This is a genomic window from Flavobacterium tructae (assembly GCF_001853485.1).
Lineage (GTDB): Bacteria > Bacteroidota > Bacteroidia > Flavobacteriales > Flavobacteriaceae > Flavobacterium > Flavobacterium tructae.
Window position 1 is genome coordinate 139,945 of sequence record NZ_MIKE01000028.1, and the last position, 19,376, is coordinate 159,320.

Below are 19,376 nucleotides of genomic sequence, written 5' to 3' on the forward strand. Positions count from 1 at the left end.
TTATTTAAAACAATCAAATTAGAAACAATCACAAAAATCAAAACAAACAAATAACCAAAAAAAAATGCTTATGAAACGAATATTGGCAGTGTTAGGAATGGTGTTGTTAAGCAGCTTAGGAGCTGTGGCGCAAAACCGATTGATAACAGGCATAGTAGCTGATGCAGAGAACAAGGGAATTGTTGCTGCATCGATTGAGGTTCAGGGAAAACCGTATAGTGCAATCACTGACGCGGAAGGCCGATTTAAAATGAATGTGCCCGAAGGACCGGTTACTTTAAATGTATCCTCTATAGGTTTTACACCGCAATCAGTAGTATTGCAGCAAAACCAAAACAAAATTTCAGTCGTATTAGTAGAAAATACTCAGGAATTAAAAGATGTTGTAGTAACGTCATTTGGAGTTAAAAAACAAAAGAAAAGTTTAGGATATGCTGTTGGAGAACTGAAAGGTGACGAACTGACAAAGAATAAGGAAATTAACTTAGGAAATGCTCTTCAGGGAAAGATTGCCGGAGTTAACGTTTCTGCACCGGTTACAGGACCTTCAGGGTCAAGCCGTGTGGTAATTCGTGGAGCCACTTCAGCTTCAGGATTGAACCAGCCTTTATATGTTGTTGATGGTATTCCAATTGATAACAGCCAGCAAGGAAACGCAGGAATGTGGGGAGGTGCCGATAAAGGAGACGGTATGTCGTCTTTCAATCCTGATGATATCGCGTCTATGTCGGTATTAAAAGGTAGTGCGGCTTCTGCTCTTTACGGATACAGAGGATCAAACGGTGTAATTTTAATTACAACCAAAAAAGGAAAGAGCGGAACAGGAATAGGAGTAGATTTTAGTACTAACGCTACATTTAACACGCCTGCAAGTTTATTAAACTGGCAAGATAAATACGGAGCGGGAGCACCGGTAAATGGCGTAGCTACAAGATTTAATAACCTACAGGAACTTAGAGATTCTTATTATTTTGCCTGGGGAGACAAATACGATGGAACACCTTCTCTTGGTATTGACGGAACGACCAGACCTTATCAGGCTTACGGAAAAAATAACGTTGAAAATTTCTACAGAACCGGATTTTCTTCCAGTAATACTTTAGCAATTTCGGGAGGAAGTGAAACTACTAATTTCAGATTGTCTTTCGGAAATACAAAAGATGAATCGATCATGCCGGGAACAAACTTTGGCAGAAATAACATTGCTTTAAGTTTAAATTCAGCAGTAAATAAAAAAATAAGCATCGAGACTAACGCTCAGTATATCACAGAGAAAAGTCACAACCGACCTTATTTGAATGATTCACCCAGAAATCCTTCTTTCCCGACTACTTTCTTAACACCGGGTACCGATATCAGATGGATTAGTAACGGTTTTGATGCTAATGGTGGTGAGGCAGATTATTTTGGGGCAAATGTTTACCATACAAACCCTTATTATGCTACACAATCTCCTTTAAATGATGACCTTAGAAAACGTTTCATTGGTTCTGCAAAGGTAAACTACAACATCACTGATAAAATCTATGCAAAAGGTGTTCTTGGAGTGGATGATATTAATTATGAGTATACGGAGATTGAACCAACAGGAATTAACTACAATCCTGGAGGATCTTATGAGAACAGAGTAGAAAACCGCTCAGAATATAATGCTTCGGCTTATTTAGGATACAAAGGTGATATCGTTAAAAATTTATCTTTAGATGCTTTCATTGGAGCTAACCGTCAACACAACAGATTCAGCGGAATTAAAATGAGAGGAAATAACTTTATTGTTCCGTTCCAATATTTCTATGGAAATACACAACCGGACAAATCGGAGAAATTGTTTTCAGAAAGTGAAGTAAACTCTCTTTTCTATTCGGCCGATTTAGGATACAAAGATTTCTTATACTTAAGTTTAACAGGTCGTGAAGACTGGTTTTCTACTTTAGATCCATCAAGTAACAGTACATTTTACCCATCTGTAAGTTCAAGTTTTATTTACTCTGAAGTTATTGATTTACCGGAATGGATGTCATACGGAAAGTTAAGAGCAGGTTGGGGTAACGTTGGAGGAGCATTACCGGATGCTTATGCTTTGGCTTTGACTTATATTGGACCTGACGGACAAACAGACTCTTTAGGACAGCCAATTTTAGGAGTGAATGGAGAAACAGTTCCAAACAGAACGTTAAAACCTTATAATGTAAGCACAATCGAATTTGGTTTCGAAAATACCTTCTTCAATAACAGAGTAAGTACTGATTTGACTTTCTACAGCAAGAAAACGACAAATGATATTACAGATGCTGACATTTCTCAGTCCTCAGGTTACAGAACAACTAAGATTAATGTAGGAGAGATACTGAACAAAGGGGTTGAGTTTGCGATCAATGTAAAAGCAGTTAAAACACCAAACTTCTCTTGGAGCGTAGGATATAATTTTGCTTACAATAATAGTGAGGTTCTTAAACTTTCAGATAAAATTACAACCAAATCATTGGAAGGAAACAGAGACGGTAGAGCTTCTGTAGTGTTAGAAAAAGGACAGCCTTTCGGAGTAATCAAAGCCTACGATTATTTGAGAGATGCTAACGGAAATATTGTACTTGATACCAATGGTAAATTCCTGAGAGGAAACCTGATTATTGCAGGACAAGGTGTTGCTCCAACTTCAATGGGACTTTCAAATGACTTCCAGTACAAAAACTTTACACTTTCCGTTTTCGTAGATGCTAAATTTGGAGGAGAGATTTACTCTGCAACTAACCAGTTAGGAACCCGTTACGGATTAACAGAACAAACTGTTTCAGGCCGTGAAGGTGGAGTTGCAGTAAAAGGAACAGATGTTAACGGAAATCCGGTAAACACAACAGTTTCTGCTTACGATTACTGGAGAAGCTATAGTGATGTAACTTCAAACTTTGTTTACGATGCTGATTTTGTGAAACTAAGAGCCATCTCTTTTAGCTATAATTTCCCAAAAACTTATTTGTCAAAAACACCATTTCAAGCGATCAGCTTAGCGTTTTCAGCACATAATTTATGGACGATTTACGATAAAGTTCCAAACATTGACCCGGAATCAAACTATTCTAATAGTAATGCGCAAGGTCTTGAAAGAGCTTCTATGCCTTTGACCAGAAATTATGGACTGACACTTAATGTGAAATTTTAATAATCAAACTGAAAGATGAAAAATAAATATATAAAAATATTTTGTATCGCAATCGTAGGAGCCATGACGCTTACTTCGTGCGATAAAGGATTCGAAGAGTTAAATAAGAATCCAAATGCTTTGACTGATCCGGCTGTAAAATCAATGTTTACACTTGCTGAGATCTATGTTGATGGACAAGATTTCTCCAATACCAGAGGGAATAATTTGTATGCGGCACAAATCGTTCAGCAATTTTCTTCATTAGGAGGACCGGGTTCAAAATATAGTTATGCCCCGGAATATTCTGCAGCACTTTTTAGTGAGTCGTACGGTAAAGGTTTGAATCAGATTTTCCAATTGATGTCAGTGGCAAAAGATGCACCTGAGAACTCAAATATGATTCAGGCTTGCAGAATCATGAAGGTGTTTATGTTTCAAAAATTAACAGATACTTACGGTGAAGTTCCTTATTTTGATGCAGGTAAAGGATACAATGGAAATGTTTTTGCTCCAAAGTACGATACACAGGAAGTTATCTACAATGATCTTTTGAAAGAATTAGACGAAGCCGGAGATGCTTTAGATGCTACTAAACCTTTCGTTGGTAATGCCGATTTATATTATCAAAGTAATGTTACTAAATGGAAAAAACTGGCCAACTCTTTAATGTTGAGAGTAGCGATGCGTTTGTCTAAAGTAAATCCTGCCAAAGCAAAACAATATGTAGAGAAAGCAGTATCGAAAGGAGTTTTTACTTCAAATGATGACAGTTTAGTTTTAAAACATGATGCAGGTCCGGTTGGAGTGAAAACCAACCCAATTACCTCTTCATGGGTTAGAAATGATTTAAATGGAGGAGAAGCGAACATTAAATTCAGTAAAACATTTATTGATGCATTGAAAAACAATAATGATCCTCGTTTGAGAATTTATGCTAAACTGGAAGCTACAGGAAACAACAATCCGGCAAGTCAGCAAGGTCTTGCTAATGATGCTAAAGAATTTCCGGGTGGAGACAAAAAGAAGTTCTCAGATCCTAACACTTCTACAGTATTACGCTTAGATGCTCCTACTTTAATTATGTCCTACGCTGAGGTTCAGTTTATATTGGCAGAAGCAGCAGTAAAAGGATGGAGTGTTGGAGGAAATGCACAAAAGTTTTATGAAGACGGTGTAAAAGCAGCTATGGAAGTGCTTACTATTTTTGGAGACAAAGTACCGGCAGTTACGCCTGCAGAATATACCGCTTATATTACTGCAAATCCGTTTAAGGCAGCAGGAACCGAGGCTCAAAAAATAGAGCAGATTATCACTCAAAAATGGATTGTATTACTATTCAATGGTTTTGAAGCATTTTCAGAATACAGAAGAACAGGATATCCGGTTTTAGTTCCGGTAAATGATCCAACAGGAGAAACAAAAGGGACCATACCAAGAAGATTAATCTACGATCAGTCAGAATTGATTACCAATTCCGCTAATTATAAAGAAGCAATTGCTCGCCAGGGGTTGGATTTAATGACAACCAGAATCTGGTGGGACAAGCAATAGTTTTATGCGTTAGGTGAGTTAGTTGAGTTAAGCCGGGTAGGGATACCTGTACCTCCCGGCTTATTTTTAATTTTCTGTTTGATTTTCATTACATTAGAGGAGTTGTATCCAAAAAAGTTCGATAAATCTTAATCCCTTTTTTTCGCAAAAGAAATTAGCTTCTGCTGAAAAAGATGGAATTATCATCCAAAGAACATCACAATTAGGACAGACTTTTAAGAAATCGAAAATCAGAAATCGAGAGTTTAAAATCAACGATCTAAAATGAATTAAAGCTTGGCAGCCGTAAAAAAAGGAAATGATTTCAGAATATTTTGTTAGTTGCTTTTATTCCGTAATAAAAACCTAAAGCGAGAAGGAAATAATTGAAAAAGATTTATCCTTCTCCAACTGCCGGCGACAGCATTGAAAAAATATAATAATTTATTATTCAGCTAATACCGATTATGTATTCAATATAGTCTCATAAAAATTCGACTATTTTCATACTATATCGGCATTATACCAGAAACCAGAAGACTAGATACATAATTATAATTGGTATAAAATGGAGTATAAAAAACGATTTTATTGGTTTGTCGGCGTTTGTCTCGCCAATTTTTCATTGGCGGCAAATGCCCAAAATAAAGATTTAAAAACCGGCTGGCAGTATCGGGAGACTAAAACCGAAAAATGGTATCCTGCGACAGTTCCGGGAGAAATACATACCGATTTGCTGAACAATAAAACGATACCGGATCCATTTTATCGGGACAATGAAAAAAAACTGACCTGGATTGAAAAGAAAGACTGGGAGTATAAAACGACTTTTCAGGTAAGCCCGGCAACACTCGCTAAAAAACATACAGAACTGGTTTTTGACGGACTGGATACTTATGCCACCGTTTATCTGAACAATCAGGTAGTTTTAAAAGCCGATAACATGTTCCTGCAATGGCGTGTAGATGTAAAAAAAGTACTGAAATCAGGAAATAACAACCTGGTTATTGTGTTTAAATCGGCGCAAAATGTAGTCGATTCCCTGGCCAAGAAAGATTTGCCATTTGTAATTCCGGACAATCCACGTGCGTATGTACGTAAAGCACAATACCATTTTGGATGGGACTGGGGGCCAAAATTTACGACTTGCGGAATTTGGAAAACCCCACGTTTAGAAGCTTACGACAAAAAAGAAGCTGAGAAACCGTATGTGTTAGACCGTAAAATCGAATTGGTTCAGGAACCGGATAAGGTGGGTAAAACATTTTATTTTAAAATCGATGGAAAACCGGTTTATATGAAAGGAGCCAATTACATTCCGTCGGATGCGTTTCTTTCCAGAGTGACCAAAAAAGAATATGAAAAAGTAATTGGTATGGCCAAAGATGCCAATATGAATATGCTTCGTGTATGGGGAGGTGGTATTTATGAAGACGATTATTTTTATGATTTATGCGATAAAAACGGCATCTATGTCTGGCAGGATTTTATGTTTGCAGGAACAATGGTACCGGGAGATGATGCTTTTTTCGCCAATGTAAAAAAAGAAGTTCAGTATCAGGTAAAACGTTTACGCCATCACAAGAGTATTGTTTTGTGGTGTGGCAATAACGAAATCGACGAAGCCTTTAAAGATTGGGGATGGCAAAAAAGCATGAAAATGCCTAAGCAGGATTCAATTCGTTTATGGAAAGACTACGTTCGTTTGTTTCAGGACAGTATCCCAAAATGGGTAAAGGAAGTAGATGATAAACGACCATATATTAGTTCTTCACCATCATTCCACTGGTCAAAAGCAAAAAGTTTAACCGAAGGTGACAGCCATTATTGGGGAACCTGGTGGGGATTGGAAGATGTGGAAGCCGTGCAAAATAAAACAGGACGTTTTGTGAGCGAATACGGAATGCAGGCAATGCCCAATTATTCGTCGATCGAAAGATTTACAAAAGCTGAAGATCGATATTTATATTCCGATATCTTACAGGCCCATCAAAAGGCAGGAAAAGGATTCATGAAATTAGATTCGTACCTGAACCGATATTTTATTGATTCGACTAAAATTAAGAAAATGAATGTCGAAGATTATACGTATCTGACACAGTGTTTACAATATTATTCCCTTAAAAATATTATTGGCATCCATCGTTCAAAAGCACCTTACAATATGGGAACATTGGTTTGGCAGCTTAACGATTGCTGGCCGGTAGCAAGCTGGAGCGTTACCGATTATTACGACAGACAGCCCAAAGCAGCATGGTACGCCATGAAAGAAGCTTACCGCGATGATAAAACGCCGGAAATTGATTTAACCCGTCCGATCAATCTAAAATTGGAAGACCCAAAAATCACCTGGCAGGTAAAAGGAAATAAGCTGATTCTAAAAGCCTCGAAATTTGCCAAATACGTCAACGTTTCTATAAAAGGATATACCGGAAAGTGGAGCGACAACTATTTCGATTTGAAAGCAGGAGAAGAGAAAACCATCACGTTTGAAGGTGCGATAGCAAAGCCGATTATTAGAGTTTATTCTCTATATGATGTTCTTAAAAGGTACTAAGCCTTCGAGGTACTAAGGTTCTGAGATTTTTAGTTGCAAAGGTTCAAAGCCACAAAGGTTTTCTGGCAGTGCGTCTGCTTGGCGGCCTTTGCGTAAATCCTTGCGCACTTAGCGGTTAAATTTTTTGGTTCAAAATTAAAGAATAGCTCTGTAAATCATTTTAATCAGTGTCATCCGTGGCCAATCAACACAAGTCAATATAAAAATAAGTATGTTTACAAAATACAACAAAATAGCTTTTAGCGGTATTTTAGCTTTAACCCTATTTTTTGCCAATCCGGTTGTCTCACAGCAAAAGAAGGCAAAACAAACCAATTTAGATTATACCCAATATGTGAATCCGTTTATAGGCTCGGCGGGTCATGGACACGTATTTGTGGGAGCCAATGTTCCTTTCGGAGCAGTACAACTGGGGCCTGTAAATGTTTTTGAAGGCTGGGATTGGTGCAGCGGATACAACTATGCCAGCAATACCATTTTAGGTTTCACACATACCCATTTGAGCGGAACAGGAATTGGAGATCTAAACGATATTCTTTTGTTGCCGGTATCTGGAAAAGTACCGCTTACCAAAGGAACAAAAGAAGATATGACTACCGGTTACGGCTCTTATTTCTCACATCAGAATGAAGTGAGTAAAGCCGGGTATTACAGCGTTATCTTAGACAAATATAAAATTAAAGCAGAACTGACAGCCACCGAAAGAGTTGGTTTTCATAAGTATACTTTTAATTCCACTACTGATAATCATGTTTTACTGGATCTTGCAGACGGAATTGGCTGGGACAAACCGGTTAAAACGTTTATCAAAAAAGTCAATGAAACCACGCTTGTTGGCTATAGATATTCTTCGGGCTGGGCTGCAGATCAGCGCATTTTTTTCACCATGGAATTTTCGGAACCAATTGCTGCGATGACCTTGTATGATGCTACCACTGCAATTGCCGGAAACGAGGGAGAAGCCTTAAAAATGAAAGCGGTTTTAGATTTTAAAACGGTAAAAAACAAACAGATTTTAGTAAAAGTCGGAATATCTCCGGTAAGTTATGAGAATGCTTCGGCAAATATTAAAGCTGAGATTCCGGGTTGGAATTTTGAGGCTGTAGCCAAAGAGGCAACTTCAAAATGGAACCAAGAACTGAACAAAATTCAGATCAAAGCTGACGATAAAACGATGAAAGTTTTTTACACTGCGATGTACCACACCATGTTTGCACCTTCTATCTTTAATGATGTTAACGGAGATTACAGAGGTACAGATAAAAAAGTGTACGAAAAAGCAAATTTTACCAACTATACCACCTTCTCACTTTGGGATACGTATCGCGGACTGCATCCGTTGTACACCCTTACACAGCCCGAGAAAATCAATGATATTGTGAAGTCGTTCCTGGCCATTTACGAGCAGCAGGGAAGATTACCGGTATGGCATTTAATGGGGAATGAAACCAATACCATGAACGGAAATCACTCCATAGCGGTTATCGTTGATGCTTATATGAAAGGATACAGAGGATATGATGTTGCATTGGCCTACGAAGCCATCAAAAAAACAGCAATGCAAACCCGCGACGGAATGGATTATGTACAAAAACTGCAATACATCCCTGCAGATAAAATGCTCGAATCTGTTGGAAACGCTTTAGAATATGCTATCGATGATTACTGCGTAGCCTTAATGGCAAAGGATCTGAACAAAACCGACGATTATAATTATTTCTCCAAAAGAGCCAATTTATACAAATTGTACTTTGATAAAGAAACCACTTTTATGAGAGGTAAGTTGACGGATGGAAATTGGAGAACACCATTCAATCCGCTTTCATCAGCACACCGAAAAGATGATTATGTAGAAGGAAATGCCTGGCAGTACACCTGGTTAGTGCCACAGGATCCTTATGGTTTGATTGATTTGTTTGGAAGTGAAGATAAATTTCTGGCCAAATTAGACTCTCTTTTCTTAATCACAGACAAAGTAGAAGGCGAGGAAATCTCTCCGGATATTAGCGGTTTAATTGGTCAGTATGCACAAGGAAACGAACCCAATCATCATATTCCTTACCTGTACGCTTACGCAGGGCAGCCTTGGAAAACGGCAAAACTAATCCGTGAAATCGATGAGAAATTCTACTCGACAAAACCGGATGGGTTATGCGGAAACGAAGATTTAGGACAAATGTCGGCTTGGTATGTTTTCTCTTCTATGGGATTCTATTCGGTTAATCCGGCCAACGGAATTTATGTATTGGGAAGTCCGTTAGTGAATACAGCAACGATACATCACAAAGAGGGTGTTTCATTTACATTGAAAGCTGTCGATAATAGCAAGACAAATATCTATATCCAAAAAGCAGAGTATAACGGGAAACCTTATACAAAATCATACATCACACACGATATGATTGTAAAAGGAGGAGAGCTTAAATTGTTTATGGGAAGCAAACCGTCGATAACTTTTGGAGTGAAAAAAGAGGATAGACCGCTTTAGGATTTTAGATTTTAGAATAAAGAATAAAGAATAAAGAGTATAGATTTTAGATTTTTAGAAGAGATCAGTTACCGTTTTTAGCTTATAGCCTATCGCTTAAAGCCTAAAGCAAAAAAATAAAAACATGAAAATAAAGAGTTTACTTTTTTTAGGACTATTGCAATGCTTCGGTTTTGTCAATGCACAGATCAAAGCAGTAGATGCTGTAGAGTATGTAAATCCGTTAATGGGGACACAATCTTTACACAGTCTTTCGAATGGAAATACTTATCCGGCAATTTGCAGACCTTGGGGAATGAATTTCTGGACACCGCAAACCGGAAAAATGGGTGACGGTTGGGCTTATATTTATACTGCCGAGAAGATTAGAGGATTCAAACAAACCCATCAACCTTCACCTTGGATGAACGATTACGGGCAGTTTTCGATCATGCCCGTAACCGGTAAATTGGCTTTTACCGAAGACGAAAGAGCAAGCTGGTTCAGTCATAATGCAGAGGTTTCAAAACCGTATTATTATAGTGTTTACCTAGCCGATTATGATGTAACCACAGAAATCACCACTACCGAAAGAGCGGCACATTTTCAGATCACCTTTCCGGAAAACGAACAGTCTTCTATCGTAATCGATGCTTTTGACAAAGGATCTTACATCAAAATAATTCCGTCCGAGAATAAAATTATCGGTTATACCACCCGCAATAGTGGTGGAGTTCCTGAGAATTTCAAAAACTATTTTGTACTGCAATTCGATAAGCCTTTTGCCACTACTGCTGCCTGGCACGGGAAAGTTTTAGAAAAAGACAAACTCGAATTAAAAGACAATCATGTAGGTGCTGTTATTGGATTTAAAACTAAAAAAGGAGAAATCGTAAACGTAAAAGTTTCCTCTTCATTTATTAGTTTCGAACAAGCCGAATTGAATTTAAAGAACGAATTAGGCACAGCATCATTTACCGAAACCGTAGCACAATCCAAACAGGAATGGAATAAGGTTTTAGGAAAATTAAATGCCGAAGGCGGAAGCGAAGAACAATTAAAAACGTTTTACTCCTGCCTATACCGCACCGTTTGTTTTCCGCAAAAACAGTATGAGATCAATGCAAAAGGAGAGACTGTACACTATAGTCCGTATAATGGTAAAGTATTGCCGGGTTATATGTACGCAGGAACAGGTTTTTGGGATACTTTTCGAGCTTTGTATCCTTTGTTGAATTTAGTTTATCCTTCGATTAATAAAGAAATGCAGGAGGGACTCATCAACGATTTTAAAGAGGGAGGCTTTTTGCCGGAATGGTCAAGCCCGGGATTCAGAGATGTGATGGTCGGAAACAACTCCGCCTCAGTAGTTTCAGATGCTTATATGAAAGGATTACGCGGTTATGACATCAACAAACTGTATGAAGCCTTAGTACACGGAGCCAATAACGAAGGACCTTTAGAAGCAGTAGGACGAAAAGGAGTATCGTATTACAACACTTTAGGATACGTTCCTTATGATGTGAAAATTAATGAAAATGCGGCAAGAACCTTAGAATATGCCTACGATGATTTTGCAATTTGGAAATTAGCGAAAGCATTAAACCGTCCGAAAAAAGAAATCGATTTGTTTGAAAAAAGAATGATGAATTATAAGAATCTTTATAATCCTGAAATCGGATGGATGAGCGGCAGAAATAAAGATGGAAGTTTCCCGAAAAATTTTAATCCGCTTAAATGGGGAGATGCTTTTACAGAAGGAAATGCTTTGCATTATAGCTGGAGTGTATTTCATGATGTACAGGGCTTGATTGGTTTAATGGGAGGGGAGAAAAAATTCACCGCCAAATTAGACGCTGTTTTTACAACACCTCCGGTTTTTGATGACAGTTATTATGGATCGGTTATTCATGAAATTCGCGAAATGCAAATTATGAATATGGGACAATATGCCCATGGTAATCAGCCGATTCAGCACATGATTTATTTGTACAATTACGCCGGTGAGCCCTGGAAAACGCAATATTGGTCAAGAGAAGTGATGAACCGTTTGTACAAACCCACTCCGGATGGTTATTGCGGAGACGAGGATAACGGACAAACTTCGGCCTGGTATATTTTCTCGGCTATGGGATTCTATCCGGTTTGCCCGGGAACGGACGAGTATGTACTTGGAGCGCCTTTGTTCAAAAAAATCACGCTCGAACTTGAAAACGGAAAACAATTGGTCATCAATGCTCCAAACAATTCAGCGGACAACAAATATGTTCAGGAATTAAAATGGAATAACACCACTCATACCAAAAACTTCATCAACCATTTTGAGGTATTAAAAGGAGGGGAATTCAATTTCGAGATGAGCAGTAAACCAAATTTACAAAGAGGAACTTCTTCAAGTGCCTATCCATATTCTTATTCAACTTCAAAATAATACTATGCAGTCACGTAGAAAATTTATAAAAAATACAGGGATTTTTTCAGCAGGATTATTAGCGCTTCAAACGGATGTTTTTGGAATGCAGTCGGATGTATTCAATTTTTCGATCAAAGATTTTGTGAGCAAAAGACCTCCTTTGGCAGAGCGAAAATTTACCAGTAAAGCAATTGAAGCTGCCATTGTAAGAATCAAAAAACAAATTGCCAATCCGGAACTTGCCTGGTTGTTTGAAAACTGTTTTCCGAACACCTTAGATACCACTGTCGATTTTGAAATTATCGACGGAAAACCGGATACTTATGTCATTACAGGAGATATCGATGCCATGTGGCTGCGTGACAGTACAGCGCAGATCTGGCCTTATATTCCATTTGTAAAAGAAGATAAAAAACTGGCAGAATTGGTAAAAGGAGTAATCAACCGTCAGACCAAATGTATCTTGCTAGATCCGTATGCAAACGCTTTCTACAAAGATTTTGCACAAGTGAGCGAGTGGAAAAATGACATGACCAAGATGCAGCCCGGTATTCACGAGCGCAAATGGGAGATCGACAGTTTATGTTACCCCATAAGATTGGCACACGGCTACTGGAAGGAAACAGGAGATATTAGTTTATTCGACAGCAAGTGGAAAGAAGCGATGCTTTTAGTATTGCAGACTTTCAAAGAACAACAAAGAATGCACGATAAAGGGCCTTACAATTTCCAGAGAGTTACAGCCTGGGCGACAGACGGAGTGCCTTTAAGCGGTTACGGTTATCCGGTAAAACCATGCGGATTAATCGTTTCGACCTTCAGACCTAGTGACGACAGTACTTTATTTGGCTATTTAATTCCGAGTAATATGTTCGCGATCGAAGTATTGGGCTATCTGATCGAAATTTTCTCTTTACCGGCTTTAAAAGACGATAATTTGGTATCAAAAGCCAAAGAATTACGCGGACAAGTTCAAAAAGGACTGGAAGAAAACGGAATCATTGAACATCCTAAATTTGGGAAAATCATAGCTTTTGAAGTTAACGGTTACGGCAGTTTCCACATGATGGACGATGCGAATGTTCCTTCTTTATTGTCCTTGCCGTATTTAGGCGCGATAGCACCCGACAGTCCACTGTATCTGAATACCCGAAAAGTGGTACTTTCAGAAAACAATCCGTTTTTCTACAAAGGAAAAGCAGGAGAAGGAATTGGCGGTCCGCATACCGGGACAGACACCATTTGGCCAATGAGTATCGTTTTGAGAGCCATTACCAGTGTAGACGAGCAGGAAATAAAACAATGTATCAGCAACCTGATCAAAACAAATGCCGATACCGGTTTCATGCACGAGTCATTCCATAAAGACGATGTAGCCAAATTTACCCGAAAATGGTTTGCATGGGCCAACACCTTATTTGGAGAAATGATTGTACATACCAGTATTCATTATCCTCAAATCTTAAAAGATAAAAACATTTAAACTAAAATATTTACCATTAAGGAATTAGTAAAACTAGAGATAAAATATTCACCATTAAGAAATTAAGAAAAATGAAGCAGTTAGACGTAATAAGCTTAATTTCTTAATGGTGAAAAAAATAAAACTAAATTTTTCTAATCCGCATATTGGTTCAAATCCAAAATACAAAAGAATGAATAAAGAATATGCCGTTGGATTAGACATTGGAGGTACACATATCACTGCAGCAATTATTGATATAGTAGACATGAAAGTGATCGATTTTTCACTGCACAAAGAATCTTTCGATTCGAATTTGCCTGTAGCAGAAGTAATGACCATCTGGGAAAAAGCAATTCGCACTTCGATCGAAAACTCAAAAGTAGAAAATACCACAGGATTGGCCGTTTGCATGCCCGGTCCGTTTGATTATACGAATGGTGTTTGCTGGATAAAAGGGCAATCGAAATACGAACATTTTTATGGACTCAATGTTCGTGATCTGTTTCAGAATCAATTGAAGCTGTCGGGTGATTTTCCGATATTGTTTGAAAATGATGCCGTTTGTTTTGGTAAAGGAGAAGTATTTAAAGATGCCGAAAACCTTTCTAAAAAAGTAATGGCCATCACATTGGGTACCGGACTTGGAGCCTGTTTTATAGACAAAGGCGAATCGATTAGTACGGGTGATTTAGTACCAAAAGACGGAGAAATATACGATCTGCCTTATCAAGACGGAATTGCCGAAGATTATGTTTCCGCACGTGGACTTATAGCCGGTTATTTCGCTTTAAGCGGAAAAAAAATAAACAACGGATTAGAGCTTTTTAATTTGGCAACAGCCGGAGATGCAATGGCCGTGAAAGCATTCGAGCAGCTAGGAGAAGATTTGGCTGCTATTGTGGCGCCATGGTTAGAAAAATTCGATGCGGATAGTTTCATCATTGGTGGAAAAATTGCCAACGCAAGTGAATTTTTTCTACCGGTTTTCAATAAAAAAATAAAAGAAGCAGGAAGTAACGTTAGCGTCTCGGTTTCTACAGATAATGAAATAGCAGCTTTATTAGGCGCAACAAGTTTGCTTTATACAGCATAGTTTTGATTATATTAGATGCCACAGATTAAAAAGATTTACAACACAGATTAGAGCATCCTTTTGAATCCTCTAATCTGTGGCAAAAAAAAAGGATCAGTGGCCCATAAAATATTAGATATGACAAATTCAAATCGCAGAAATTTTATAAAGACGGCAGCTATAGCTTCAGTTGCTGTTGCCTTGCAGTCTTTTCAATCCAATTCGGAAGAAGAAGAAAAAAACATAGTTTCTAAAAAAGGAAAAAAGCCCATTGTGCTTTCTACCTGGAGATTTGGAATTCAGGCCAATGAAGCCGCCTGGGAAGTTCTAAAAAGTAAAGGAACCGCTTTAGATGCTGTCGAAGCAGGAGTTAAAATTCCCGAAGGCGACCCTAAAGAAAGAAGTGTAGGCTACGGCGGACGTCCGGACAGAGATGGGCGTGTAACGTTAGATGCCTGTATTATGGACGAAAATGCCAATATAGGATCGGTGGCTGCTTTAGAATATATCAAACATCCCATATCGGTTGCAAGAGCAGTCATGGAAAAAACACCTCATGTGATGCTGGTAGGCGATGGAGCTCTACAATTTGCAGTAGCACAAGGTTTTAAAAAAGAAAACCTGCTGACAGAAGAATCTGAAAAAGAATGGAAAGAGTGGCTCAAAGACAGTAAATACAAACCCATTGCCAATATCGAGAACCACGATACGATTGGAATGATCGCTTTGGATGCCAACGGTAATCTTTCCGGAGCCTGTACCACAAGTGGAATGGCATTTAAAATGCACGGACGTGTTGGCGATTCCCCAATTATCGGAGCCGGTTTATATGTCGACAATGAAATAGGAGCCGCGACTGCTACCGGACATGGTGAAGAAGTCATCAGGATTTCGGGCTGTCATCTTGTGGTTGAATTGATGCGACAAGGTAAATCTCCTCAAAAAGCCTGCGAAGAAGCCGTTGCACGAATTGTGAAATTAACAAAGAACAGAAACAAAGACTTAAAAGACATTCAGGTAGGTTTTATCGCCCTGAACAAAGCCGGAGAATACGGTTCCTATTGCATTCAGGGAGGTTTTAACTATGCCGTTTATGACGACACCGGAAATCGTTTAATCGATGCCGATTTTTTTCTGAAGTAGGATAACAGCTTTGTATATAAAAGTAAGAGACAGATTATCTTTAACATAAAAAGCAAAAGCTTCGGAGAATTCCGAAGCTTTTTTAGTTTTTATAATTTTAAAGAGAAATCTAAAAAAAAGAAATCCATCTAAATCCGCGTTTTCGCTTTAGCGAATCCGTCTCATCCGTGTACACTATTTGCGGCTCTTTTGAGTCTATTCCTCTAATGCAGTTTCAAATTCCATATGATCAATAACTTCTGCGGCTGCCTGTACAGGTTTAGATGCTTTTAGTCTATTGAATCTTTCCAATTGTTCCGCTTCTCCTTCTTCACCACTGAAATAAGGAAAAACATCCATAATAGGCGATTCAGAAACGGCCGGGATAGAATATTCTCCCATAGTGCTTTGCATTACATGCAGTGTGTTGTCGTAAGCCTCTCTTACATCATTGGCCTGAACCAACATGTACATATTTGACTTTCTTTCTTTACCGCTTTCTTCATCATAAGCCAGCAAAGAGACTTTAGATTTAAACCAACGGTCTGTATTTTCAAAAGGGTGAATTTCGGCGTAATTGGCCACTTTTATATTGGTGATTTTAAATTCTTCACTGATATAAGCCGACATCTCTTCATTAATTCTTCTTTCAGCTTCTGTATAAGACAAAGCATCTACCAAATAAGGCTCTGTTAAAACTTTTTGCCCTCCGGTTTCGTCCGTTTTTCTATATTTTACCTTGCATTCGTACCAAGTTGCGCTCATCTTTATTATTTTTTAAGGATGCCAAAGATAGATTTTACCAAAAAAAAATCTCCTAAAATTGTGAAATAGATATTCACAATTTTAGGAGATTTTAGTTAAGTTTTTGATTGTTAGTACTTAATCTTAAAAGTTGGAATTGATCCGAATTGTTGCTTTTATTAAAGCTAATCCTTCAACATTTTTAAGGAGAACATCCTTCGATTCGTATCGACTGTTTTCACTGACTAGTTTAATCCAATCTTCTCCTTTGTCTGATTTTTGTATCCATCGGATCAGGAGAAATTCTTCCGGTTCATCGGTTACTACGGAAATCAAATACATTTCTCCCCAAATAATATGTTCGATCCTGTTGCGCATTTTTTTATAAATGATAAGATCACCGCTTTTTAAAAAAGGATACATGCGATCTCCACTTACATAAATAGCGCCATCGCATTTAGGCAAGTTTGGAACAGAGACATAATCAATTGGTTTTCCTTCAGATTCTTTAAACAGGGAAACCATTCCGTCAACAGTTTCAACATCATAGACCGGTACAAACTGCTTCTTTAGTGTTTTTGTAGTGGTGACTTCGTAAACAGTAGAAGGTTCTTCAATTTCACTCATTTTAATTCCCCATTCATACTCGAAAAAGGCAGCATTTTCAAGCATATGACCTTTTCCTGTCAGGAGCCACTCCGGATTAATTTCAGGATAAATGCGAAGTATCTGTTCTATTTTTGAGGCACCAACATCTTTAACTTTATCTAAAAAGCCGTTAGAAAGCCCCGTTTCGATATAAAATTTTCTTCTATTAATTCCTTTATACTCAATAATTTGTAAGATTCTGTTTACGATCATTGCAATTATTTTTAGATTATAACATATTTTTATTGCTATTTATAGGATAAAATCTATATATTTGTAAGTAAAAAAGCACAAAAATGATGTTTTGAGCAAACGTACGAAAAAAAACACAAAATGCACTACTAAAGGGAAAGGTAGTCAAAATTTCAGAAGAAAAATAAAGCTATTATTCTCAGGCGTTCTTTAAGTTATAAAATGAAAGATAGGTCGATGAGGTTTAACATAAAAAGAATAAAAGATGAATTATATACTCAGAGTAGATCCGAAAAACCCGTATAAGGAACGATTAGAAAAGGCCATTATAAATCTGCTTCCGTTTGTTGAGGCAGAAGCCGTTTATCTGTCTTTTAATAAAAGCAATAAAGTAACAGTCATCACTTTTATTCTAAAAAAAGAGACCGATAAGGATGAGGAGATTTTGGAGGAGATACAGGAGAAAGTAATAAGTATCTACCCCGAGTTTATTTTTAAATTTATGGATTCTGACTGTGCTAAAAAGGGTTTTAAAAATGGAAAACCTTACTTTGTTCAGCATTGTACCTTAAAAGAATTAATTTATTTTGAACCGGGAGCTAAAGTTTTTTACCCTCGGGAAGATACCTCTAAAAAGCTGCTTAAAAAAGCAAAAAAAAGATTCTCTCTTGATATGGAAGCTGCAGTGGTATCTTTTAGAAATGTGTCGGTTTACAGCGGAAAAAATAAAAATGAAGAAGCCGTATTTGCCTTGTATCAGACCTTAAGGTATATTTATATCTGTGCCTCAGAATTTTTCACTGCTGTATTTATTAGTAATACTTGTTTGTTTCAGCAATATGATTACATCATCAAATATGCGCCTTCATTTAAAAGAATACTCAATAAGAATACAGCACTTCATAATGAAATAGTTGCACTGCTTAATAAGGCTTATTCCTGCGCCATGCAAAATACAGAGATGGGTGACATAGATCCGGAGCTTATGATTAAGGCAAAAACAAAAGTGGAGTTAATGCAGAAAGAATTGAACAGATTGTTTTTGGAGTATAAAGCATTATGCAAGGAAAAGATGCAGAAATTGAGCAGACAGAAATGTACCGGAAAGTATATTTTTAATGAAAAGATTCCATCCAATTATTTTGTAGATGATGCTTTAAGAAGTATTAATGATTTGATGGTAACTAATTCAAACATAAGATGTGTCTACTGTTTTGGTTATACCATACTTCACGATCAGGAAAGTAAGCCCAAAAATTATTCTGATAAACTTCCCGGGTATCATTTTTATTTGCTGATTATCAATCTGGATCAAACTCAATATGAAATCGCCCCAATGGAGGAGCTTATTTTGGAAAAATCTGAAGGCAGGTATCAGGTAACCATTCTTAGCCATTCGGCAGGATTGATCCGTAAGAAAAAGACATGCCAGAAGTATTTTTTCAATTATGTTAAAGCGTATGGACTCTTAATTTACAATGCTCCTTATTATTCTGTTTACCTTAAAAAATATCTTCCTTGGGAATCTGAATTCAAAGAAAAATATGAGAAAGAAAAAGTTTTAACGGCAAAACAGCTTTTTGATGATGCAGAGTATTTTTTGAGTGATAGTCATGTTACCGTTAAAAAGGTACTTTTTAGAAAAGTGATTGAGAAAATTAGTTTAGGATTCATCTATTTGCATTTGGGATATCTTTCAGATAAATTATCGATGAACAGTTTGTTTTCATTATTAAAATACATTCAGGAGATCGAGCTTCCTTTTGATCATGAAAATGAAAAAGAAACTAAGATTATGGAATATCTGTTTGAAACAGCTGTAGTATCTATAAATAAAGTGGCACAAGATAGCAATAACGATTATGATAAATTGATCGAAAACAGGTGCATTTTATTTTTAAAACATGCAAAAGATCAGCTTGCGAAAGAAGCCGGAAAGTTAGATTTTAAGAAATCAAGATATTTTTAGTTGATTACTGAACTCGCTAAAGAGTTCGATTTAAAATTGCACAAAGTCTTTTTGA

At 37.4% G+C, this 19,376-nt stretch carries 11 protein-coding genes; 9 read left to right on the forward strand and 2 right to left on the reverse strand.

The features are described 5' to 3' along the window. Positions 1–70 precede the first annotated feature (70 nt). The 8 genes from BHE19_RS21120 to BHE19_RS21155 all read left to right on the forward strand — a co-directional run bounded on the left by BHE19_RS21120 (position 71) and on the right by BHE19_RS21155 (position 15,789). Complete coding sequence (locus tag BHE19_RS21120; RefSeq protein ID WP_026110041.1) at positions 71–3,160, forward strand: SusC/RagA family TonB-linked outer membrane protein; 3,090 nt, start codon at positions 71–73, stop codon at positions 3,158–3,160. A gap of 15 nt (positions 3,161–3,175) precedes the next feature. Then, positions 3,176–4,693, forward strand: a complete 1,518-nt coding sequence (locus tag BHE19_RS21125; RefSeq protein WP_070908741.1) for a SusD/RagB family nutrient-binding outer membrane lipoprotein — start codon at positions 3,176–3,178, stop codon at positions 4,691–4,693. Between the two features lie 547 nt (positions 4,694–5,240). Then, complete coding sequence (locus BHE19_RS21130; RefSeq protein ID WP_070908742.1) at positions 5,241–7,229, forward strand: beta-mannosidase; 1,989 nt, start codon at positions 5,241–5,243, stop codon at positions 7,227–7,229. 211 nt (positions 7,230–7,440) lie between these two features. Continuing rightward, positions 7,441–9,717: a GH92 family glycosyl hydrolase gene (locus BHE19_RS21135; protein WP_070908743.1), complete on the forward strand. Its 2,277-nt coding sequence runs from the start codon at positions 7,441–7,443 to the stop codon at positions 9,715–9,717. Between the two features lie 124 nt (positions 9,718–9,841). After that, positions 9,842–12,127 carry a GH92 family glycosyl hydrolase gene (locus BHE19_RS21140; RefSeq protein ID WP_070908744.1) on the forward strand — a complete coding sequence of 762 codons (2,286 nt, stop codon included), beginning with the start codon at positions 9,842–9,844 and terminating at the stop codon, positions 12,125–12,127. Positions 12,128–12,131: 4 nt separating this feature from the next. Further along, on the forward strand, positions 12,132–13,592 hold the full coding sequence (locus BHE19_RS21145) for a glycoside hydrolase family 125 protein (RefSeq protein WP_070908805.1): 1,461 nt from the start codon (positions 12,132–12,134) through the stop codon (positions 13,590–13,592). Between the two features lie 172 nt (positions 13,593–13,764). After that, positions 13,765–14,667, forward strand: a complete 903-nt coding sequence (locus BHE19_RS21150; RefSeq protein ID WP_070908806.1) for an ROK family protein — start codon at positions 13,765–13,767, stop codon at positions 14,665–14,667. A 117-nt stretch (positions 14,668–14,784) separates the two neighbouring features. Beyond that, positions 14,785–15,789, forward strand: a complete 1,005-nt coding sequence (locus BHE19_RS21155; RefSeq protein WP_070908807.1) for an isoaspartyl peptidase/L-asparaginase family protein — start codon at positions 14,785–14,787, stop codon at positions 15,787–15,789. Positions 15,790–15,984: 195 nt separating this feature from the next. Here the strand turns inward: BHE19_RS21155 and BHE19_RS21160 are convergent, their stop codons facing one another. Then, complete coding sequence (locus BHE19_RS21160) at positions 15,985–16,533, reverse strand: DUF4494 domain-containing protein (protein ID WP_070908745.1); 549 nt, start codon at positions 16,531–16,533, stop codon at positions 15,985–15,987. A gap of 123 nt (positions 16,534–16,656) precedes the next feature. Further along, a complete protein-coding gene (locus tag BHE19_RS21165) occupies positions 16,657–17,373 on the reverse strand; it encodes a S24 family peptidase (RefSeq protein ID WP_070908746.1) in 717 nt (238 codons plus the stop codon). 244 nt (positions 17,374–17,617) lie between these two features. Between BHE19_RS21165 and BHE19_RS21170 the strand changes: the two genes are divergently transcribed. Then, on the forward strand, positions 17,618–19,321 hold the full coding sequence (locus BHE19_RS21170) for a hypothetical protein (protein ID WP_070908747.1): 1,704 nt from the start codon (positions 17,618–17,620) through the stop codon (positions 19,319–19,321). The last annotated feature ends 55 nt before the right edge of the window (positions 19,322–19,376 follow it).